At 67.9% G+C, this 20840-nt stretch carries 23 protein-coding genes; 15 read left to right on the forward strand and 8 right to left on the reverse strand.

The window, feature by feature from the left end; translation table 11 throughout:
* Positions 1–5: 5 nt before the first annotated feature.
* A complete protein-coding gene (locus BDD16_RS02990) occupies positions 6–2576 on the reverse strand; it encodes a type II/IV secretion system protein (RefSeq protein WP_179632572.1) in 2571 nt (856 codons plus the stop codon).
* Positions 2577–2773: 197 nt separating this feature from the next.
* Between BDD16_RS02990 and BDD16_RS02995 the strand changes: the two genes are divergently transcribed.
* Together BDD16_RS02995 and BDD16_RS03000 are read left to right on the forward strand one after the other, a co-directional pair.
* Entirely contained in the window at positions 2774–3064 is a 291-nt protein-coding gene (locus tag BDD16_RS02995) for a type II toxin-antitoxin system HigB family toxin (RefSeq protein ID WP_246332449.1), read from the forward strand.
* Positions 3061–3474 (forward strand): helix-turn-helix domain-containing protein, encoded by a 414-nt coding sequence (locus BDD16_RS03000; RefSeq protein ID WP_179632573.1) that lies wholly within the window; start codon positions 3061–3063, stop codon positions 3472–3474. The genes BDD16_RS02995 and BDD16_RS03000 overlap by 4 nt, the downstream gene beginning before the upstream one ends.
* 97 nt (positions 3475–3571) lie before the next feature.
* Here the strand turns inward: BDD16_RS03000 and BDD16_RS03005 are convergent, their stop codons facing one another.
* The 4 genes from BDD16_RS03005 to BDD16_RS03020 form a co-directional block, all read right to left on the reverse strand.
* Positions 3572–5068, reverse strand: coding sequence for a hypothetical protein (locus BDD16_RS03005; protein ID WP_179632574.1), 1497 nt, complete (start codon positions 5066–5068; stop codon positions 3572–3574).
* A gap of 12 nt (positions 5069–5080) precedes the next feature.
* The gene (locus tag BDD16_RS03010; protein ID WP_246332450.1) at positions 5081–6337 is read right to left on the reverse strand and encodes an ATP-grasp domain-containing protein; all 1257 of its coding nucleotides are present in this window, start codon (positions 6335–6337) and stop codon (positions 5081–5083) included.
* The gene (locus BDD16_RS03015; protein ID WP_179632575.1) at positions 6334–7863 is read right to left on the reverse strand and encodes a pyridoxal phosphate-dependent decarboxylase family protein; all 1530 of its coding nucleotides are present in this window, start codon (positions 7861–7863) and stop codon (positions 6334–6336) included. Before BDD16_RS03015 ends, BDD16_RS03010 begins: the two co-directional genes overlap by 4 nt.
* A gap of 104 nt (positions 7864–7967) precedes the next feature.
* Positions 7968–9116, reverse strand: a complete 1149-nt coding sequence (locus BDD16_RS03020; RefSeq protein ID WP_179632576.1) for an alanine racemase — start codon at positions 9114–9116, stop codon at positions 7968–7970.
* Positions 9117–9143: 27 nt separating this feature from the next.
* On the opposite strand from BDD16_RS03020, the gene BDD16_RS03025 reads away from it, so the two are divergent.
* The 7 genes from BDD16_RS03025 (at position 9144) to BDD16_RS03055 (ending at position 13327) form a co-directional block, all read left to right on the forward strand.
* Positions 9144–10595: an 8-oxoguanine deaminase gene (locus BDD16_RS03025; protein ID WP_179632577.1), complete on the forward strand. Its 1452-nt coding sequence runs from the start codon at positions 9144–9146 to the stop codon at positions 10593–10595.
* Between the two features lie 238 nt (positions 10596–10833).
* Positions 10834–11256, forward strand: a complete 423-nt coding sequence (locus BDD16_RS03030) for a toll/interleukin-1 receptor domain-containing protein (RefSeq protein ID WP_179632578.1) — start codon at positions 10834–10836, stop codon at positions 11254–11256.
* Entirely contained in the window at positions 11249–11644 is a 396-nt protein-coding gene (locus BDD16_RS23375) for a toll/interleukin-1 receptor domain-containing protein (protein WP_179632579.1), read from the forward strand. The genes BDD16_RS03030 and BDD16_RS23375 overlap by 8 nt, the downstream gene beginning before the upstream one ends.
* Positions 11645–11679: 35 nt before the next feature.
* Entirely contained in the window at positions 11680–12147 is a 468-nt protein-coding gene (locus tag BDD16_RS03040; RefSeq protein ID WP_179632580.1) for a hypothetical protein, read from the forward strand.
* 40 nt (positions 12148–12187) lie between these two features.
* The gene (locus BDD16_RS03045) at positions 12188–12616 is read left to right on the forward strand and encodes a GFA family protein (RefSeq protein WP_179632581.1); all 429 of its coding nucleotides are present in this window, start codon (positions 12188–12190) and stop codon (positions 12614–12616) included.
* Between the two features lie 85 nt (positions 12617–12701).
* Positions 12702–12995: a type II toxin-antitoxin system RelE/ParE family toxin gene (locus BDD16_RS03050; RefSeq protein ID WP_179632582.1), complete on the forward strand. Its 294-nt coding sequence runs from the start codon at positions 12702–12704 to the stop codon at positions 12993–12995.
* A gap of 14 nt (positions 12996–13009) precedes the next feature.
* Positions 13010–13327 (forward strand): addiction module antidote protein, encoded by a 318-nt coding sequence (locus tag BDD16_RS03055; RefSeq protein WP_218897677.1) that lies wholly within the window; start codon positions 13010–13012, stop codon positions 13325–13327.
* A gap of 78 nt (positions 13328–13405) precedes the next feature.
* Here the strand turns inward: BDD16_RS03055 and BDD16_RS03060 are convergent, their stop codons facing one another.
* The 3 genes from BDD16_RS03060 to BDD16_RS03070 form a co-directional block, all read right to left on the reverse strand.
* The gene (locus BDD16_RS03060; protein ID WP_179632584.1) at positions 13406–14167 is read right to left on the reverse strand and encodes a hypothetical protein; all 762 of its coding nucleotides are present in this window, start codon (positions 14165–14167) and stop codon (positions 13406–13408) included.
* A 189-nt stretch (positions 14168–14356) separates the two neighbouring features.
* Positions 14357–14560, reverse strand: a complete 204-nt coding sequence (locus tag BDD16_RS03065) for a type II toxin-antitoxin system VapB family antitoxin (RefSeq protein ID WP_179632585.1) — start codon at positions 14558–14560, stop codon at positions 14357–14359.
* 7 nt (positions 14561–14567) lie between these two features.
* Complete coding sequence (locus BDD16_RS03070) at positions 14568–16235, reverse strand: Na/Pi cotransporter family protein (RefSeq protein ID WP_179632586.1); 1668 nt, start codon at positions 16233–16235, stop codon at positions 14568–14570.
* 83 nt (positions 16236–16318) lie between these two features.
* On the opposite strand from BDD16_RS03070, the gene BDD16_RS03075 reads away from it, so the two are divergent.
* From BDD16_RS03075 to BDD16_RS03100, 6 genes are all read left to right on the forward strand, one after another.
* Positions 16319–17080: a GntR family transcriptional regulator gene (locus BDD16_RS03075; protein WP_179632587.1), complete on the forward strand. Its 762-nt coding sequence runs from the start codon at positions 16319–16321 to the stop codon at positions 17078–17080.
* A gap of 92 nt (positions 17081–17172) precedes the next feature.
* The gene (locus tag BDD16_RS03080) at positions 17173–18192 is read left to right on the forward strand and encodes an ABC transporter substrate-binding protein (protein ID WP_246332677.1); all 1020 of its coding nucleotides are present in this window, start codon (positions 17173–17175) and stop codon (positions 18190–18192) included.
* A gap of 16 nt (positions 18193–18208) precedes the next feature.
* Positions 18209–19036, forward strand: a complete 828-nt coding sequence (locus BDD16_RS03085) for an ABC transporter ATP-binding protein (RefSeq protein WP_179632589.1) — start codon at positions 18209–18211, stop codon at positions 19034–19036.
* Positions 19033–19800: an ABC transporter permease gene (locus BDD16_RS03090; protein ID WP_179632590.1), complete on the forward strand. Its 768-nt coding sequence runs from the start codon at positions 19033–19035 to the stop codon at positions 19798–19800. Before BDD16_RS03085 ends, BDD16_RS03090 begins: the two co-directional genes overlap by 4 nt.
* Positions 19801–19827: 27 nt before the next feature.
* Positions 19828–20328 (forward strand): nucleoside deaminase, encoded by a 501-nt coding sequence (locus tag BDD16_RS03095; protein ID WP_179632591.1) that lies wholly within the window; start codon positions 19828–19830, stop codon positions 20326–20328.
* Between the two features lie 268 nt (positions 20329–20596).
* The gene (locus tag BDD16_RS03100; protein WP_179632592.1) at positions 20597–20812 is read left to right on the forward strand and encodes a cold-shock protein; all 216 of its coding nucleotides are present in this window, start codon (positions 20597–20599) and stop codon (positions 20810–20812) included.
* Positions 20813–20840 lie beyond the last annotated feature (28 nt).

Raw genomic sequence — 20840 nt, forward strand, 5'->3', positions numbered from 1 at the left:
CAGGTTCAGAGATCGGCGACGGAGCGGACTTCGTCCAGGCTGGTCAGCCCCGCCAGCATCTTCTCCACGGCGTCCTGCCGCAGCGTGCGCATGCCGTCCACCAGCCCCTGGCGCTGGATGTTCCAGGCCGGCGCGCCCGCGCGGATCAGCCGGCGCAGTTCCCGGTTGATCACCAGCAGTTCGTGCACCGCCACCCGGCCGCGGTACCCCGAGTCGCGGCAGCGCTCGCAGCCGGCGCTCTGGTAGCGGCGCAGGCGGCCGTCGCGGCCGTAGCGCTCCAGCCAGCTCGCGCGCAGCTGCTCGCGTTCGACGTCGGCGGCTTCCACTGCGGCGCCGTGGAAGTAGCCCTCGATCCACTCGTCGATTTCCGGCTCCTTGGCCGAACGGCTCATGCGGCAGGCGCTGCACAGGCGGCGCAGCAGGCGCTGGGCATGCACGCCGAGCAGCGCGTCGCCCAGGTTCCATGGCTCCACGCCCATGTCCAGCAGGCGCTGGATCGCCTCGGACGCCGTGCGCCCCGGCATCGACGCCAGCACCAGCCGGCCCGACACCGCCGCTTCGGTGGCCAGCCGCGCGGTGGCGGCGTCGCGGATCGTGTCGATCAGGATGATGTCGGCGTCCGCGGACATCACCGCCCGCAGCGCCTGCTCGTGCGTGTGGCCGTTGCGCGGGTTGACCTCGATCTGGCGCACACCGGGCAGGCCCATCTCGATGCGCTCCTCAATGGAGACGATCTTGCGGTCCGGCTGGTTCACCAGCGCCAGCTCGGCGAACAGGGTCGTGGTGCGCCCGGAGCGGGCCGGACCGACCGTGAGCAGCATCCCCGACGGACGCTTGAGCATGGCGCCGATGCGCTCCTGGTCCTGCGTCGTGAGACCCAGGCCATCGAACTTCAAGGTCTTCAGCCGCGTCGGCAGCCCGAGCACCACGTCCTCGAAACCGCCATGCGTCGGCAGCGTCGTCACGCGCAACTCGATCTTGTGCGCCTGCATCAGCCGCGAGAACGCCAGCCGGCCCTCCTGCGGGTGGCGCGTGTCGTTGACGTCCAGCTCGGCCAGCGTCTTGATGCGCGGAATCAGGCTGTTGCGGTAACTGCCGGGCAGCTCGCTGTGCGGCTCCATGCGGCCGTCGCGGCGCAGGCGCACCCAGAGCTTGTCCTCGCTGGGATGGTTTTCGAGGTGGATGCTGCTGGCGCCGCGGCCCATGGCGTCGGCCACCAGCGTGATCAGCAGCTGCACGACCGGGCCGCTGGCGCGCTCGGCCTTGTCGGTCTTCGCGGCCTTGCCCGCGCGCCGGCCGGAGGCCGAGTCGGCGGTGTCGCCCGCCTCGGCGACCGCACCGGGCGCCGCGGATCCGCCCTCCAGGTCCGGCATCGGCAGGCGCTCGTAGCCGCGCTCGATCGCCGCCTTCAGATCGCCCGTGCCCGCCAGCGCGGGTGCGATCGCGCAGTGGGTCAGCGTCTGCAGTTGCTCCAGCACGGCCTGGCGGGTCACGTCCTGCATCGCCACCACCAGCCGGCCGGCGCGGTGCACCAGCGGCAGCACCTCCAGCGTGCGCGCCAGATCGGCCGGCAGCCGGGCCAGCGCCTCGATCTGCGGCTTGAAGGTGCTCAGGTTGACGACCGGATAGCCCAGCTTGCGCGCCAGCGCCACGCGCAGCTGCTGCTGCGTGACCCATTCGCGGCTCAGCAGCACCTCGCCCAGCGGCTGCATGCGCTCGGTGACCTGCTGGCCGAGCACTTCGCCGAGCTGCTCGTCGGTGACATAGCCCAGCGCCACCAGCGCCTCGCCCAGCCGCACCATCGGCATGCGTGCCTGCTTGTCCAGCGCCGAGAGCAGCTGTTCGGGCGTGACGATCTGGCGCGCGACCAGCAGCTCGCCGAGCTTCTGGCCACGGTTCTTCTTCTGGATCTGCACCGCCTGCTCGACCTGCTCCGGCGTGATCGCCGCCTCTTCCACCAGCAGCTTGCCCAGCCGCTCGCCAACCAGCACGCGGTCATAGGCCGAGCGCGGCATGAAGGAGGTCTGGACCGTGCCACGGTCGTCCAGCGGCGCGAACAGGAACAGGCCGACCTCGTTCTCGACATGGCCGACCGTGACGCCGCCCACCGAACCACCGCCGTTGAGGTGGACGGTGTAGGGCTGGGCGGCGTGGTGTTCGAGCACCTGGGTGTGTTCTTCGGAGGCGGGCTCGGCCGGCGCCGCGGCGGGCGTCGCCTCGGCGGGAGCCGGAGCCGCCGGCTGGCGGGCCAGCGGCACGGTGGGCGTGCGCAGCGTGATGCGCCGGATCTGGTCGAAGCGCATCGGCAGCGAGATGCGCTCCGGCGGCACCTGCACCCGCGCGATGCCCGCCGACACCTCCATCGCCAGCAGCTCGCCGGTCATCAGGTTGCCAGTGCGCCCCTCGATCTCGCAGGCCAGCGGCTCGCGCTGCGGCTCGGGCAGCGCGTAGGCGGCGAACGGCGGCGTCGGCCAGGCGAACGGCGCGTCACCGCCCTTGCGCGGACGCGCCGACAGCGGCAGCGGCGCCTCGGCCGGTGTGGCGGACTTCAGATGCGACTGGGACAGATCGGACATGGGCGGTTCCTGGAGGCGGGCAGACAAGCCGTCGTGTCGGCGCGCCGAGCGCACCGGGACGGATGGATGCTAGGGAAGCAGCCGCTGGGGGGAAGGCGGGAATAGGTGATGAATGCGGGGGCGATTCGTCCCCGATGTCGAACCGCTCTATCGCCAAGGCACTGGCAAAAAATAGCAAATTGCTATAAATTTGATCCATGCCGATGAAGCTGATCTCCAACAAGACCTTGCGCGAGTTTGTGGTTCATCACCCGGACGCTGACAACCCGTTGCGCGCCTTTCGGCTGAAGATCGAAAAGGGCAGCTTTGCGCGCTTCGCGGACTTGCGCACCGCCTTCCCCGGCGTGGACAAGGTGGGCGATCTGTACGTGTTCAACATCGGTGGCAACAAGTACCGGCTGATCGCGTCGATTGCCTACAAGGTGAAGACGGTCTGGATCAAGGCAGTTCTCACCCACGCCGAGTACGATCAAGGAGCCTGGAAATGAACCTGTCCGACATTGCTTCCCACTGGGTTGCCCTGCACGAAACACTAGGCCTCGGCGGACCAATCCGCGACGAGGCGCACTACGCACAGTTGCTGGAGGTGGTCGATCAGCTCATGGACGACGTGCCGGGGCTGGAGTCCGGCCCGATGGGGGCGCTGGTCGATGTGCTGGCGGATCGCATCCGCGAGTACGAAGACCGTGTCCACCCCTGGCCGGCGCAGCCGCTGGCGCCGCACGAGTTGCTGCACGAGTTGATGGTCGAGCACGGGTTGACGCAGTCGCAGTTGCCGGAGGTGGGGGCACAGAGCGTGGTGTCAGCCGTGCTGGCCGGCAAGCGGGCGCTGAATCTGCGGCAGGTCAAGGCGCTGGCGCGGCGGTTCGGGGTGTCGGTCGAGGTATTTGCGGGCTGACCTCCACCTGAGCCGCGCGCTGCAGCAAGATTCCGCCCCATGCGCGTGTTCAGAATCTGACAAATTCTGGTCTTGCAGTACCACGGGCAGCGGCGACTTACCGCATACGCTGCACCAGCCAGCGCACCTTGTCCAGCGCCGCCATCGCCTGCGCCACCGCCTCGGCGCGCCCCTGTGGCGACCGGGCGGCATCCACCACCGTGCGGGCGCTGGCACACAGGCGCAATGCACTGACGGGCTGCCCGTCACGCTGGCCACAGGCGACCGGCTGACCGAGCTGGAAGCGCATCGCGGCCAGCGGTGGATCACCGACGCCCGCATCGCCCTGCGCCAGCGCGCGGTGCAGATCCACCATCTCGCTCAGGCGCAGCGGCGTGCGGCGACCGTCCGCGCCACGGCGGTAGACGAGGAAGGGGAAGATGGTCTGGTGCCGGTCCCAGCGGCCACCGGACCAGCGGCCACCCCGCGCGCCGTCGAGCGGCGCGACCGGCACCACCCCGAAGGTCGCGTCCGAGCGCAGCCGCTCGCCCACGGCCTGTCCCCAGCCCTGCAGGAAGCGGTCGACGAGCGGCTCCGGCACCGCGCGAAAGCGCTGCAGCTCCACCAGCGCGGCCTGCCAGCGCAGCAGCAGGCCGGGGTTGGGTTCGTCGTCCAGCACCTCGGCGGCCGGCCAGTGGTCCGGCCAGAAGCTGCGGGCGGTATAGAGGCGCAGGGCCTGCAGCGGGCGCTTGCGCGTGCGGCGGGCCAGCGCGGGCGGCAGCAGCAGCGCACCGCAGAAGGCCGGTCCGGTGACAAACTTGGACCCCGTGATCGCCACCATGAAATCCTGCGCCAGATAGTCGGCCAGCGACGCGGGAGCCAGCCGGTACTGGCAGGCATCGACCAGCACCTCCAGCCGGTCCCCGTGGCGCTGCTGCAGCCGGGCAGCACAGGCCACCGACGGCGCGAGCAGGCCCGTCTTGGACAGATCCGTCAGCACCAGCAGGCAGCGGCGCCCGGCGCGGAGCACTTGCTCCACCGCGTCCGCGACATCGGCATCGACCGTGTCCGCGCTGCGCAGCGTGCCGTCCGGATGGCGCAGCGCGATCTCCAGCGGCTCGCACGGCGTCTGCGCCGAGATCGGCGCCCCCCGGGACACCGCCTGCCCCTGGCAGGTGCCGGCCGCGAAGTGGCGCCCCGCCAGCGCGGCGGGCACCCCACTGCCCGTCTCGGTGGCCTCGGCCATCACGGCCTGCACGGCCACGCCGGGCTCGCGCGCAGCCAGCTGGGTGGCGAAGAGGTGCAGATCGGTGCCGGAGGCGGCCAGCACCACCTCGGTGCCGGGCACGGTGTCGGCGCCGCTGATCTGCAGCAGCGCGCGCCGCAGGCGGGCCGCCTCGGCGGCATGGCCTGCGGGCCGCTGGTGCAGCCGGATGCACAGCGCAGTGACCGCCTCGAAGGCGGCCCCGGAGATCACCGATGCCGTCGAGGAGCCGAGCGCCACCAGTCCGGGATCCGGATGCGGCGGGCAGCCATAGGCATTGGCCCCCGCGCCGCCCAGCGTGATGCGGGCATCGCCCCCCTCGGTGAGGGCCTGTGCAGCGGTCATGTGCATGCGACCAGTCCCTCAGGCGGGTGATGCCGAACGCGCCGCGACCGCGCGGCCCAGCAGGGCGCGGAAGGCCGCACGCACCTTCTCCATCGCCGGCCGCTTGTAGGGGAACAGATCGGGCGGATCCATGGAGTGCACCGCCGCGCCGGGGTCCACCTCGAACACGAGCAGCTCGCCCGTCGGCATCTCGGCGCAGTCGATGACGAGGTAGTCCAGGCCGATGCGTTCGCTGATGCCCTGCAGCGCCGCAGCGTGGCGGCGGGCGAAGCCGGTGTCGAAGTCGGCCATGAAGCGCTCCTCCTCGGCACGCTTGGCGGCGCACTCGGTCATGCCGGCGTTGAGGTAATGCACCATCCAGTGCGAGGACACGCCGAGGTGCACGGCGTAGGGAACCCCGTCCACCAGCACGACGCGGAATTTGCGGAACTGCCCGTCGGCGCTGGCGTAGTCGATGAAGGGGGACAGGAAAAACTCGGCATCCGGCATCGTGGCGAGGTACTGCGCCAGTGCGCAGGGCGAGGACACCTTCTCCAGACCGTGACCGGCGTGGGAGTCGACCGGCCGGACGATGAGCGGCCAGTCCCCATCCGATAGCCAGCGGGATGGTGCGGCCTCGCAACGCACCAGTTGCTGCAGCATCGACCGGTTGGCACGGATGGTGTCGGGGATGTACAGGCCCGGCACGCCCTGCAGCACGGCACAGGCCTCGGTACGCGCCGTGCGCAGCGTGCGGTCGGGATGGTTGATCACGGACGGCCCCCAGCCCGTGCACGCCTGCGACAGGTCTTCGAGCAGGCCCCGCACCGGATCGGACTCGGACACCGCGATCCACAGCGCGTCGTGCGGTGGCAACCAGGTCGGCAGCGCTTCGCCGGGCCGCACGTAGAGCATGGTCAGCGCCACGTCCGAGCGTTCGGCGAGAAACGCCAGCGGCGCGTTGGTCATCAGGTCACCGGGGGTCATCACCGCCAGCAGGCGCAGCGCGGGTGCGTGGTCGGCGGGCAGATGGTAGACCCGGTGGCAGTCGATCGCCTGGTCCTGGGTGGCGAGCCCCACCTCGCGCAGGCCCTGCAACAGCAGGATGGTCGACAGGTCCATCAGCGCGTTGGCGTCGTGTTCGTCGTCGGTGGCGCGCGCGATGAGGGTCTGGGCCAGCGGGATGAGGTCGGTGCCCTGGAAGGCCATCGCCATCAGGCGGGCCAGACCCATCAGCGGGGGAAGCGCGACAGCGGTGGTGGCACGGGGCTGGAACTCGATGCAGGGCATGTTCATGGTGTGGTCTCGAGAGGGAACGAGGGATCAGGCAGACGGGTGGTGGCGGCCAGTCGAACGCGGCGCGCACCCAGGCGCAGCACGGCATCGAGCAGGACATCGAGGTCGGACGCCACGGTGCGGTGGTTGACCAGCGCGACGCGGATGGCGGTGCGGCCGCCGACCGTGGTCGTGGACGGCACGGCGATGCCGGACTCCTGCAGATCGGCGACCAGTTCGGTGTTGAGGCGGTCGACCTGTGCGGCGCTCAGCCCGCTGGCGGGATCGGCGTAGCGGAAGCAGACGATGTTCAGCGCCACCGGCGCCAGCCGTTCCAGCAGGGGGTGGGCGTCGATGCGGTCCTTCAACCGCTGCGCCAGCCGGCAGGAATGGCCGATGGCGGCGCCGAGCCGCTCGGTGCCGTGGGTGACGAGCGTGAACCAGACCTTGAGGGCGCGGAAGCCGCGCGACAGGTCCGGGCCGAGGTCGCAGGGCCACGGCGAGCCGGCGGCCAGCCCGCGCGGATGGCGCGCGAGGTAGGCCGCGGGCGAGGCGAAGGCGGCGAGCTGGTCGGCCTGGTCGCGCACGAGGATGAAGCCGGCGTCGTAGGGCACCTGGCCCCACTTGTGGAAGTCGAGCGCGATCGAGTCGGCGCGTTCGATGCCGCGCAGCCGCGGCGCGATCTCCGGCGCGAGCATGCCCAGCGCGCCGAACGCGCCATCGACGTGGAACCACATCTGCTGCCGCTCGGCCACGGTGGCGAGCGCGTCCAGATCGTCCACGGCGCCCGTGTCCACCGTGCCGGCCGTGCCGACGACGAGGAAGGGGCGCAGGCCGGCGGCCCGGTCCGCGGCGATCAGCGACTCCAGCGCCACCAGGTCCATGCGGTGGTCGGCATCGACCGGCACGTGGCGCAGCGCCTGCGTGCCCAGCCCGCTGATGGCAAAGGCCTGCGCGACACAGCCGTGCGCGCTGGCGGCGGTGTAGGCGACGAGGGGGCGGCCCAGCGACGGGTCGGCCACGCCGGTCTCGCGCGAGCCGACGCCGAGCGCCCGCGTGCGCGCCACGAGCACGCCGATCAGGTTGGCCATCGACGAGCCGGTGACCAGCAGCCCGCCCGCGGTGGCGGGGAATGCGAACAGGTCGCGCATCCAGCGCACGATCTGGCGCTCGACTTCGAGCGGCATCTGGTCGCGTCCGCCGAGGTTGGCGTTCAGACCGGCGGCCAGCATCTCGGCCAGCATGCCTTCGACCGTGCCCCCGCCATGCACCCAGCCCATGAAGCGCGGGTGCGTGTTGCCGACCGCGTAGGGCAGCACCTGGGTCATGAAGCGCCCGTGCGCCTCGGCCAGCGCGACAGGCGCGGCCGGCAGCGGTGCGTCGAACGCGGCCCGCACCTCGGCCGGGATCGGCTGCCAGACCGGCCGCTCGCGGATCTGCGCCAGATGGTCGAACAGGTCGTCGAGCATGCGGTGGCCCTGCGCCCGCACGGCGGACCAGTCGGACGGGCTGGCGGGGTCCAGCGAAAAGGATTCAAGTTCTGGCATGGGGTGACGACACTCGGCGTCCCCCGAGCGTAGGGATACCCCCTGCGGCTGTCCGAACAAACAGGCCTGCGTTCAGGCCCCTGTTCGGTCCGCTGCCCGGTCCGTTACCAGCCCATGAACCGCGGCCAGCGCGCCCGCACCTGCCCGTCCGCATCGACCACCGCATAAGCCGGGTGCTGGGCCGCCGTCGCGCAGACATGCTGCGGCAGGATGCGCAGCAGCGTGCCCACCGGCACGTCGAGCAGGCGGGCCGTGTCGCCGCTGCGGTGGGCGATCAGGCCATGCTCCTGGTTCGCCGCGGCCACGATCCAGTCGCCGCCGCCGATCGGCTGGCCATCGGCATCGCAGACGAGACCGAGTCCGTGGTCGGTGAACTCCCCCGCCAGCCCGCGGTCGCGCGACAGCGCCATCCAGCCCGCATCCACCAGCGTCCAGCCCCGGTCGCGGCGGTGGCCGATCACGCTGGTGAGCACCGAGACGGCGATCTCGTCGACGCTGCACACGCCCAGCGCTTCCATCATCAGGTCATGGAAGACGAACACGCCGGGCCGCGCCTCGGTCACGCCGTCGAGCCGCTCGGCGAACAGCGCCGTCGGCGTGGCGCCGACGCTGACCACCGGCGCGTCGAAGCCGGCCGCCCGCAGCCGCTCGGCCGCGCGCACGGCCCCGGCGCGTTCCTGCTCGGCCATCGCGCGCAGCGCCTCGGCGCCGTGGCAGTGGTACGACCCGCCGCAATGGGTCAGCACGCCGCGCAGCCGCACACCCGGCCCGACCAGCGCCGCAGCGATGTCGAGCAGCTCGGGGGCCTCGGGCGGCAAGCCGGCGCGCTGGCCGTCGGTGTCGATCTCGATCAGCACCGCCACCGGCGTCGGCCAGTCTGCGGACGCCGCCGACAGCGCCCGCGCCGCGTCCACGCTGTCGAGGATCACCGTCAGCGCCACGCCCCGGTCGAGCAGCCGGCGCACATGGGCACACTTGTTCGGCGTCAGGCCGACCGCGTAGGTGATGTCGGTCCAGCCGTGGTCGGCGAACTGGTCGGCCTCGCGCAGCGTCGACACCGTGATCGGGCCGGGTGGCGCGCCCTCGCCGTCCGTGGCCCGGGCGACCTCGATGCACTTGGCGGTCTTCACGTGCGGGCGCAGCGTGACACCGAGCGCGGCCATGCGCGTTTTCATGCGGGCGATGTTGGCGTGCAGGCGCGGCGCGTCGAGCAGGAGCGCGGGGGTTTCGAGGGCGGTCAGGGTGGTGTTCATGGGCGCATTGTGGACAACAATGAATCCATGAACACCCCGCACGCCCCCCTCCTGCTGGTGCATCAGGCCGACCTGATCGCCACCTTCGACGACACCCGCCGCGAGCTGCGCGGCGCGAGCCTGCTGATCCGTGGCGAGCAGATCGCGGCGGTCTACGCGGCGGGCGAAGTGCCGGCGCAGGTGCTCGACGAGGTGCGCGCCTTTGGGGAGGTGATCGACGCGCGGGGCCATGTCGTCACGCCGGGGCGGGTGAACACGCACCACCACATGTACCAGTCGCTCACCCGCGCCGTGCCCGCCGCGCAGAACGCCGAGCTGTTCGGCTGGTTGAAGACGCTCTACCCGATCTGGGCCGGGCTGACGCCGGAGATGGTGCAGGTCTCGACGCAGGTCGCCATGGCCGAGCTGCTGCTGTCGGGCTGCACGACGAGTTCGGACCACCTGTATATCTACCCGAACGGCGTCACGCTCGACCACCAGATCGAGGCGGCGCAGCAGGTCGGCATGCGCTTCCACGCCGCGCGGGGCAGCATGAGCGTGGGCGAGTCGGCGGGCGGGTTGCCGCCGGACCACCTCGTCGAGCGTGAGGAGGCGATCCTGGCCGACACGCAGCGGCTGATCGAGACCTACAACGACAACGGCCGCTACAGCCGGCTGCGCGTGGTGGCGGCGCCGTGTTCGCCGTTCTCGGTCAGCCGGGAGCTGATGCGCGACTCGGCGGCGCTGGCCCGCAGCCTCGGCGCGCGGATGCACACCCACCTGGCCGAGAACGACCACGACCTCGCCTACAGCCAGTTCAAGTTCGGCATGACGCCCACGGAGTACGCCGAGAGCGTCGGCTGGCTGGGCGAGGACGTGTGGCACGCGCACTGCGTCAAGCTCGACGCGCACGGCCTGGCCCGCTTCGCCGCGACCGGCACGGGGGTCGCGCACTGCCCGTGCAGCAACATGCGGCTGGCCTCGGGCATCGCGCCGATCCGGCGGATGCTGAACGCGGGCGTGCCGGTCGGCCTCGGCGTGGACGGCAGCGCGAGCAACGATGCGGCGCACCTGTTGAACGAGGCGCGTCAGGCGCTGCTGCTGGCGCGGGTCGGGCGGGCGATGCAGCCGCCGGAGAGGGACGCGGGCGGCGTGCTGCGCTACGGCTGCGACCTCGGGCCGGCGGAGATGACGGCGCGGGATGCGCTGGAAATCGCCACGCGGGGCGGCGCGAAGGTGCTGGGCCGGGATGACATCGGGCACCTGTCGGTGGGGATGGCGGCCGATCTGGTGCTCTGGCCCACGGGCGGGCTGGCGATGGCCGGCGGCGCGGTGCATGACCCGCTGGCGGCGCTGCTGCTGTGCGCGAGTCCGTCGGTGGCGTGGAACATCGTCGGGGGGCGGGTGCTGGTGCGCGAGGGGGCGTTGACGACGGTGGATCTGGGGCCGCTGGTGGAGCGGCATGATCGGTTGGCGGTGGGGTTGGTGGGCGTGGACTGAAAATAGCAGATTGGGTATGCTAAGTGGCCTTGCGGCGGCGTATCGCGTTCAGCAGGTAACAGTTGGTTTTAGGCTATTTATACGGATGGAGAACCATGCAGGAGCCAGAAAAAACTCAACGGCGAAAGGGATTTGCGATTTTTTGCTGGCGAGTTGATACTCAGCCTCACGGCTGTTTCGCCATCAAAGCGATGCGTCGATAATATATTAGGCGTCAGAAATCACTTCCCAACAGACGATGCGCAACAGACCACGCGTCTTCATCTCTCACGCATCAACGGATGCTTGGGTCGCACGACAGATCGAGGCTCAGGTTCGAGCAGTCGGCGCGGACACTTTTCTTGACTGCGAACACATTCACCATGGTGACGACTTCGAGGACCGAATCATCACAGCTGCTGCCGATTGCACCGAGATGCTGGTTCTCTTCACCCCAACCGCAAGCGACAGAAAGTACGTCTGGCTGGAGATTGGCATGTTCCTCGGTGCTAGGAAGCGGATCGTTGGGGCACTCTACGGAGTAAGGAAGGAAGATATCTCCACAGATCAATACACCCCAGTCGCGCTCAAGCGAATTGATTCTGTTGAGTTGAACAACATTGAATCATACTTCTCGGAGCTTGCACAAAGAGTTCAAGCGTGGGGAACGCCTCATGTCTGACATCTATCTGTCTTACTCACATCGAGATGCGGCCCGAGTTGCGCCAGTGGCGGCGGAACTGAGGAAGCTGGGCTTATCTGTATGGATGGACCAGGAGATTCAAGCCGGCGCTCACTGGATGGAGGAGATTGAGCGGGCACTCCACGAGTCGCCGCTCTTGGTCCTTTGCCTCACTCCTGACTACGTCGCTTCAAGTTGGGCAAACGTCGAGATCGGAGTTGCCATCAGCAGATCGAGAAGCGACGCTGCCCGCGTCGTGCCTGTCCTGTTTAGACCCACGATCGTCCCGATGCTTCTTCAATCAAAGATGTACATCGATGCTCGGGAACTAACCCCTCGGCTCCTCGCGGAGAAAATCAATGCGATCGCGCGCCAAACTGACCCCTAACTTTACGGTAGTCGTCATAAGAGGCCGCACTCCCCATGTCCGAAACCACTGACATCGTTAGTGCTACAGCGTCGTCCGTTTCCGCAATTGCAGCAATCGTTGCGGCAGTCGGCGTTTGGTACGCACGGGGTCAACTGAAGACCAGTCGAGAAATTGCACAACTCCAGTTCGAAGACGCTCTAGGCAAGGAGTATCGAGAACTAGCCACCCGACTAAAGCCGAAGGCAATGCTAGGCGAAGAATTGTCGGAGCAGGAGTATCAGGAAGCGTTTGACGAACTTTTTCACTATATTGACCTATCAAACGAACAGGTAAGTCTGAGGCAGCGCGGGCGCATCAGCCTAGAGGTTTGGAAGAGTTGGCGCACTGGAATCGGAAATAACCTTGCACTACCGGCATTTGCACGAGCGTGGGCAGAGATCAAGGAGAAGTCGTCTAGCTTTCACGAACTTCGTCGGTTCGAGTCCGAAGGACAGAAATGCGATCCTGCGGACTGGCGGTGACGCCTAGCCCAAACGTTACTTGCAACTTCCTAGAAAACATATGCCCACCCGCCTCGGAAAATGCCTCTGCGGCGCCGTCCGCTTCCGCCTCTCGGCTGAACCGGTCGCGACCAGAATCTGCTGGTGCCGCGACTGCCAGCATCTGGCGGCAAACGGCACGGTCAACATCATGGTGCCGACCGCCGCCCTCGACATCGACGGCCCGACCAGCGAATACACCAGCACCGCCGACAGCGGCAACACCATGCGGCGCCGGTTCTGCCCGACCTGCGGCTCGTTGCTGTTCGCCAACTCGTCAGCACGCCCGCAATTCACCGTCGTGCGCGTGGGCGCGCTGGACGATCCCTCGTCCGTCCAGCCGACGATGAACATCTGGACCAGCAGCGCGCCGACGTGGGCCTGTCTCGATCCGACGCTGGAGCAGGTGGAGCGGCAACCCGTGCCGCCGCCGACCGTCAGCCCGAGCTGATCTCGCATGGGCGACAAGGCGACGAATCGAGGTTCGTGATGTCGTTGCAGGTTGACCACTTGTAATCGAATGATTACAGTTCACCATGCTCTCGATCAAGCCGCTCCCGGAGTTCACACGCTGGATGGAATCTCTGCCAGATGCAGCGGTTCGTGGCATCGTCGCAGCGCGCATCCGGCGACTTTCGCTGGGGCTGATGGGGGATGTCGCTCCGGTTGGAGACGGCGTCTCGGAGCTGCGCATCCATGCCGGAGCGGGTTGGCGGGTGTACTTTGTGCAACGCGGCCAGCAAGTGATCGTGTTGCTGGCGGGCGGATCCAAGCGCAGCCAGCCGGCCGACATCCGACGCGCCAAGGCACTGGCTCAACAGTTGGACTGACCAAGGAAATGACCATGACCGCACGCATCAACGTGGACGAGCTGCCCGAATTCGACGCCGCGCCCTATCTGGACAGCGAAGCTGCCATCGCCGCCTATCTGACCGACATTCTGGAAGCGAACGATTCCGCCTTGCTGGCGGCTGCGCTGGGCGACATTGCCCGCGCCAGAGGCATGAGCGAGATCGCCAAAGCCTCCGGCATCACGCGCGAAGCCCTCTACAAAGCCCTGCGCGCCGACGCATTTCCGCGTTTCGACACGATCAATCGAGTCTGCGCAGCGTTGGGCGTGCGTCTGGTGGCGCAACCCGTGCATCAGACCGCTCTGCCCTGATACGCGGCGTTCGGCCTCACAAACGTCTTGATGATGGCCACCGAGTTGCTGGACACCGCCACCCGGCAGCACCCACGTTCAGCCCGTTCTCGCCGGTGGCAGTATCTCGACGGCGAACGATCCCAACCGCAGTGCCGACCCCGTCCAGAACCCCTCCGTCGCATGGATGCGCTCCGAGTTACCCTGGTTCCAGGACATCAGGCGCTCATCCTCGATCACGTCCTCGATGAACACCGACGTGTGCGGAGGCAGATCCTTCGGAATGAGATAAGCCGCCAGCGGGAAAGGCTGGTCTGACCGGGCGTAGAACCAGTTCTTGACCAGCTCCCACGCTTCCGGATCCTGATCCGACCAGCGTTCGATCGGATAGGCGTCGCGCAGATCACTGCTCCACCAGATCTCGCCCGTGTGCCGGTGCTGGTAGACGATGTACTTGATCTCCCCCTCTTCCGGCGCAGTACCGACCTCGCGCAGCAGCAGCCGGAATCCTTGCTGGTGCGCGGCTTTCATCGCCGGCAGATTCCGTGCCGTCCGAATGACCGGCAGCCCTTCCCGATTGCCCTCGCGCTGCTCGCGGCGGTGCAGGAAGACGATGTTGCGCGCCTTCTCGGTGGAGAAGATGCAGGCCCGCGGATCGGCGCGGAACAGCGCCTTGGCCTGCTCGTCGCTCAGCCCGTCCAGGCGGTGGATGCGGCGCTTGCACTGGTGACAGTGGCGGTCACCGGAATCGGGATAGAGCGCGTCGAGTTGGTCAGGCGTCAGCGCCATCGGGCAGTAGACGGTGTGCAGGAAGGTACCGTCATCGGCATACAGGGCGCTGGAATGGGCGTCGTAGATCATGAGATTCGCTACTCTTTCCGCTGGCGAGCTGAACCAGGAACACTTGTTTCGCAGGAACTTGTCGATGGTCTCAGATCAGTCTCAATGCGAAACAGCCTGGTACTGCACACCAAGCCGCACCCCAGCCCGTACAGCTTCTCCCGCTCGATCAGCGCCATCACCTCCGGTAGCGTGGTGAGCTGAGTCTGGTCACTGGACCGACTCTTCGCCGCGGCGTGGCACCTCCGGCATGTCAGGCGACACACCACCCAGTGCGGTCAGCCGCTTGACCGCCTGCACCCGCACGAAAGTCTTGAGGGCCTCCCGGATGAGATCGGCCTTGTCCATGTCCGGGTCCGCCATTTCGAGGGCCTGTTCGTACAGCGCATCGTCCAGAGTCACCGTGATTCTCATGGGCGCCTCACCCCCGCACATCGTCCAGCCCACCCACCCGCGACGGCCGCAGCCGCGTCTGCGCCAGCGCCCCGGTCGGCTCCAGGATCGGGTACGCGATCGAGCAGATGTGCGAGTTGATGCGCTTCAGATCGCTGATCAGGTCGAGGTGGAGCGAGCTGGTCTCGATGCTCTCGGCGGTGTTGTCCTTGAGCCGGCCGAGGTGGTTGGCCGCGTAGGCGTGTTCCAGCTCCCGGAAGAGGGCCTTCTCTTCCAGCAGCTTCTGCGCGTCGCGCGGATGGCCGTCGAGGAAGACGCTCATGCCGAGCCGCAGGTTGGCCATCAGCCGCTCGTGCAGGTGGATAATCTCGGCCATGCCGGCGTCCGAGAAGCGGCGCTGCTTGCGGATCTTCTTGTCCTCGATGTCCTGCAGCACGCGCTCGATGATGTCGCCGATCTGCTCCATGTTGATGGTGAAGGAAACGATCTCGGTCCAGCGCTGGCTTTCACGCTCGGACAGCGGCTGGCGGGAAATGCGCGTCAGGTAGAGCTTGATCGCCGTGTAGAGCCCGTCCACCACGTCGTCCATCTGGCGCAGGCGCTCGGCCTGGTCGAGGTCGTTGTCGCGCAGCACCGGCTGGATGCCGCGCAGCATGGTCTCGACCGCGTCCGCCTGGCGCAAGGCCTCGCGCGCCGCGCAGCTCAACGCCAGGGACGGCGAGGTCAGCACCAGCGGGTCCAGGTGGCGCGGCGTGCGGTCGTCGGTGAGCGGGGCGGGGGCCATCCAGCGCTCCAGCAGGCGGGCGAGCGGCCCGGTCAGCGGCACGAACAGCAGCGCCTGCGCGGCATTGAACGCGAGGTTGAAGACCACCACCTGCAGCAGCACCTCCGGCACCCACTGCTGCAGCCAGACATGGAACAGCCCCATGAACGGCGCCACCGTCGCACACGCCAGACTGCGCAGCAGCAGCGAGCCCATCGGCAGCCGCCGCGTCACGATGTCCGAACGCGACACCGACAGCACCGCCACCAGCGCCCGCCCCAGGTTGGCGCCCAGCACCAGCCCGAGCGCAGTCGCCACCGGCACCAGCCCCTCCTGCGCCAGCGTGCCCACCAGCAGCACGACCGCCAGGCTCGAATACGACACGATCGCCAGCACGGCACCGACGATCAGCTCCAGCGTCAGGTCATTGGGCAGCGACACCAGCAGCGCCCGCACCAGCGGCGCCTCGACCAGCGGCTGCGTGCTCTCGACGATGAGCTGCAGCGCCAGCGTGATCAGCCCGAGGCCGATGGCGATCTGCCCGAGGCGGCCGGCGGTGGTCTTCTCGCGCGACAGGTGCAGCACGACGCCGCAGAAGATCAGCGCCGGCGACAGCCACGACAGGTCGAACGAGTACACCAGCGCCATCAGGCTGGTGCCGACATCCGCACCCAGCATCACCACCAGCGCGGGCGCCGTCGCCACCAGCCCCTGCCCGACAAAGGACGACACGATCAGCGCGGTCGCCGTGCTCGACTGCACCACGCAGGTCACCGCCGCCCCGGCCAGCATGGCCCCGGGCCACGCCGCCATGCTGACCGCCAGCACGCGGCGCAGACTCTCGCCGAACAGGCGCAGCACCCCGGTGCGGACGATCTGCGTCGCCCAGACCAGCAGGGCGATCGCAGCGAACAGGTTGAGCAGATGGAGCATGGAGGACCCGATTGCACACGCTTGCGGCGCGTGTATACACTGGGATGAACACCTCAGGATACAACGTACACCGGCGATCGACCATGCACCACAGCCCTCCCCTGACGCCGAATGCCCTGCAACCCGGCCGCGGATCGCCCGCCGCCGACCACCCCTCCGCACCGGCCGACGAGCACGTCACCAGCACGACGCAGCGCATCGTCGACGCCATCACCGCCGCCATCGTCGAGCGCCGCCTGATGCCCGGCACCAAGCTCGCCGAGCAGCCGATCGCCGACATCTTCAAGGTCTCGCGCACCCTCGTGCGGCAGGCGCTGATGCAGCTCAGCCGCGACCGCCTCATCACGCTGGAGCCCGCACGCGGCGCCTTCGTCGCCCAACCGAGCGTCGAGGAGGCGCGGCAGGTCTTCGCGGTGCGGCAGATGCTGGAGACCGCGCTCGTGCGCCAGCTCGCCGCCGACATCACGCCGGCCCAGATCGACGAGCTGCGCGCCCACCTCGTCGCCGAACGCGAAGCCGTGCTGCGCACCGACGTGCCGGGCCGCACGCGGCTGCTGGCCGATTTCCACGTGGTGCTCGCCCGCCAGCTCGGCAACGAGGTGCTGGCGCAGCTGCTCGCCGACCTGCTCTCGCGCTCGTCGCTGATCTCGCTGATGTACCAGTCCTCGCACTCGGCCGAGCACTCGCAGGACGAGCATGTCGCCATCGTCGAGGCCCTCGCCCGCCACGATGCGGACGCCGCCGTCGCGCTGATGGAGGACCACATCGGCAGCGTCGAGCGCAATCTCAGCCTGAACCCGCGCATCCACGATCTGGCCAGCGCCCTGGCACCGTCCTCGGGCTGAATCTGGCATGCAACCTGCTTTCCCGTGCTGTCCACCAAACTGTATACGATCTGGAGTACACGATGCACCACCACTCGCCGATCCGCCGCACCATGCTGGTGCTCGCCTGCGCCTCCATGCTGGGCACGCTGCCGCTGGCCGTTCAGGCACAGGAAACGCCGATCAAGTTCCAGCTCGACTGGCGCTTCGAGGGACCGGCGGCGCTGTTCCAGGTGCCCGCCACCAAGGGCTTCTTCAAGGACGAGAAGCTCAACGTCACCATCGACGCCGGCAACGGCTCGGGCGGCACGGTGACCCGCGTCGCCTCCGGCACCTATGACATGGGCTTCGCGGATCTGGCGGCGCTGATGGAGTTCCACGCCAACAACCCGACCGCACCGAACAAGCCGGTCGCGGTGATGATGGTCTACAACAACACGCCGGCGGCGGTGCTCGCGCTCAAGAAGAGCGGCATCAAGACCCCCGCCGACCTGAATGGCAAGAAGCTCGGCGCCCCGGTGTTCGACGCCGGTCGCAAGGCCTGGCCGATCTTCGCCAAGGCCAACGGTGTCAGCAATGTCGCCTGGACCGCGATGGACCCGCCGCTGCGCGAGACCATGCTGGTGCGTGGCGACATCGACGCCATCACCGGCTTTTCCTTCACCTCGCTGCTCAACCTCGAAGCGCGTGGCGTCAAGGTCGAGGACGTGGTCGTCCTGCCCTACCCGCAGTACGGCGTGAAGCTCTACGGCAACGCGATCATCGCCAGCGAGGAGTTCGTCAAGAAGAACCCGGAAGCGATCAAGGCCTTCCTGCGCGCGTTCACCAAGGGCGTGAAGGACGTGATCGCCGACCCCAAGGGCGGCATCGAGACCGTCAAGGCCCGCGACGGCATCATCAACAGCGAGCTGGAGCTGCGCCGCCTGAAGCTGGCCCTCGACGCGACCGTGCTGACACCGGACGCCAAGGCCGAGGGCTTCGGTGAGGTCAAGGGCCCGCGCCTGTCGCTGATGGCCAGCCAGGTCTCGGACGCCTTCGGCACCAAGGAGCGTGTCAAGGCCGACGCGGTGTGGAACGGCAGCTTCCTGCCGTCCGCTGCCGACCGCAACCTCTTCGCCGCGGCGAAGAAGTAAGCCGAGGTCGTCGCGCATGACCGCCTTCGTCGATTTCCAGGATGTCTGGCTCGCCTACAACGACGAGCTGCTCGCCAAGGAGCAGTTCGCGGTGGAGAACATCAACCTGCAGGTGGGCGAAGGCGAGTTCATCGCCATCGTCGGGCCGTCCGGCTGCGGCAAGTCCACCTTCATGAAGCTGGCCACCGGCCTGAAGCGCCCGAGCAAGGGCCGCGTGGTGATCGACGGCCAGCCGGTGACCGGCCCGCTGAAGATCACCGGCATGGCGTTCCAGGCGCCGAGCCTGCTGCCGTGGCGCACGACGGTGGAGAACGTGCTGCTGCCGCTGGAGATCGTCGAGCCCTACCGGTCGTCCTTCAAGCAGAAGAAGGCCGAGTACACCGAGAAGGCGCGCAAGCTGCTGCAGAGCGTGGGCCTGGGCGGCTACGAGGACAAGTTTCCGTGGCAGCTCTCGGGCGGGATGCAGCAGCGGGCGTCGATCTGCCGCGCGCTGGTGCACGAGCCGAAGCTGCTGCTGCTGGACGAGCCCTTCGGTGCGCTGGACGCGTTCACGCGCGAGGAGTTGTGGTGCGCGCTGCGCGACCTGCAGGCGGTGCAGAAGTTCAACGTCATCCTCGTCACGCACGACCTGCGCGAGAGTGTCTTCCTGGCGGACACGGTCTATGTCATGAGCAAGAGCCCGGGGCGCTTCGTCGTCAAGCGCGAGATCGACCTGCCGCGGCCACGCGACCTGGAGATCACCTACACCCCGGAATTCACCAGCATCGTGCATGAGCTGCGCGGCCACATCGGCGCGATGCGCCAGCCCGCAGCCGCAGCCAGTCCCGTGGAGATCGCGCAATGAACGCCAAGACGATGGAGCGCTGGTCGCCGTGGATCCTGCTGGTGGCGGTGCTGCTGCTGTGGCAGGTGCTGTGCACGGTGTTCAAGGTCTCCGAATTCATCTTTCCTAGCCCGGCCGCGATCGGCGCGGCGCTGCAGGAGCACAGCGCGACGATCGCCGGCCACGCCTGGCGCACGTTCTGGGTAACGATGGCCGGCTTCGGGCTGTCGATCGTGGTGGGCGTGCTGCTGGGCTTCCTGATCGGCAGCTCGCGGGTGGCCTACACCGCGGTGTACCCGCTGATGACCGCGTTCAACGCGCTGCCCAAGGCGGCGTTCGTGCCGATCCTGGTGGTGTGGTTCGGCATTGGCGCCGGCCCGGCGATCCTGACCGCTTTCCTGATCAGCTTTTTCCCGATCATGGTGAACATCGCCACGGGACTGGCGACGCTGGAGCCGGAACTGGAGGACGTGCTGCGCGTGCTCGGGGCCAGGCGCTGGGACGTGCTGACCAAGGTGGGGCTGCCGCGCTCGCTGCCCTATTTCTATGGTTCGCTGAAGGTGGCGATCACGCTGGCCTTCGTCGGCACGACGGTGTCGGAGATGACCGCCGCCAACGAGGGCATCGGCTACCTGCTGATCTCGGCCGGCAGCTCGATGCAGATGGGGCTGGCCTTCGCAGGGCTGGTCGTGGTGGGTGCGATGGCGATGGTGATGTACGAGTTCTTCTCGGTGGTGGAAAAGCGCACCACGGGCTGGGCCCATCGAGGATCCAACGCCCATTGAGGCCTTGGCCGGCGCATCATGGAGGGCATGAACACCTTCACCCATCCCGACCCCACCACGGCGCAGATGCTGGTGCATCTGCGTCAGGCTGCCGACATCGCCCGCGCCGCGATGGAACAGGGCCACCACCCCTTCGGCGCGCTGCTGGTGGCGCCTGACCACGAGACCGTGCTGCTGATCCAGGGCAACGTGGACAGCGTCAACCACGCCGAGGCGGTGATCGCCCGCCAGGCGGCGGCCAAGTTCGACGCCGACCTGCTGTGGGACTGCACGCTCTACACCACGGTCGAGCCCTGCTGCATGTGCGCGGGCACGCAGTACTGGGCGGGCATAGGCCGGCTGGTGTATGGCATGAGCGAGACCCGGCTGCGCTCGATGACCGGGCGCCATCCGGAGAACCCGACGCTCGACATCCCCTGCCGGGAAGTTTTCTCGCGGGGCCAGAAGCCCATCCGCGTCTGGGGTCCCGTGGCGGACATCGAGGATGAACTGGCCGAGGTCCATGAACGCTTCTGGCGGACACGTTGACCAGCCCGCTGCCGGTGGCTTGAAAAAATTTCAAGCAAGAACCGGGGACTGCGACTACACTGCGCCCACAGACATGCACAAGACCGTTTCTTGAAGGTCTTGCTCCTCTTCCGCTTCGCCCTCGATGCAGTATCGGCGGAGCCGGCCCAGGTCATCAAATCCCCGGTTTGACGTTTCTTGAGTGTTTCTGTCCCAGCGATTGCCGTGTGCTTCATGGTATTCGCAGGGTGTCTCCATTTTTTTTACCACTCAACAAGGAACATCATCCATGAGTACGACCCAAACTGGCACCGTGAAATGGTTCGACGACGGCAAGGGCTTCGGCTTCATCACGCCGGCCGACGGTAGCAAGGACCTGTTCGCCCACCACAGCGAAATCAAGAACAACGGCGGCTTCCGCTCGCTGGCTGAAAACCAGAAGGTTGAATTCGAAGTCAAGCAAGGCCCCAAGGGTCTGCAAGCTTCGAACATCCGCGCGCTGTAATCAGCCGCAGGCCCTCGGGCCAGCAGAA

It is taken from the genome of Sphaerotilus montanus (assembly GCF_013410775.1).
Lineage (GTDB): Bacteria > Pseudomonadota > Gammaproteobacteria > Burkholderiales > Burkholderiaceae_C > Sphaerotilus > Sphaerotilus montanus.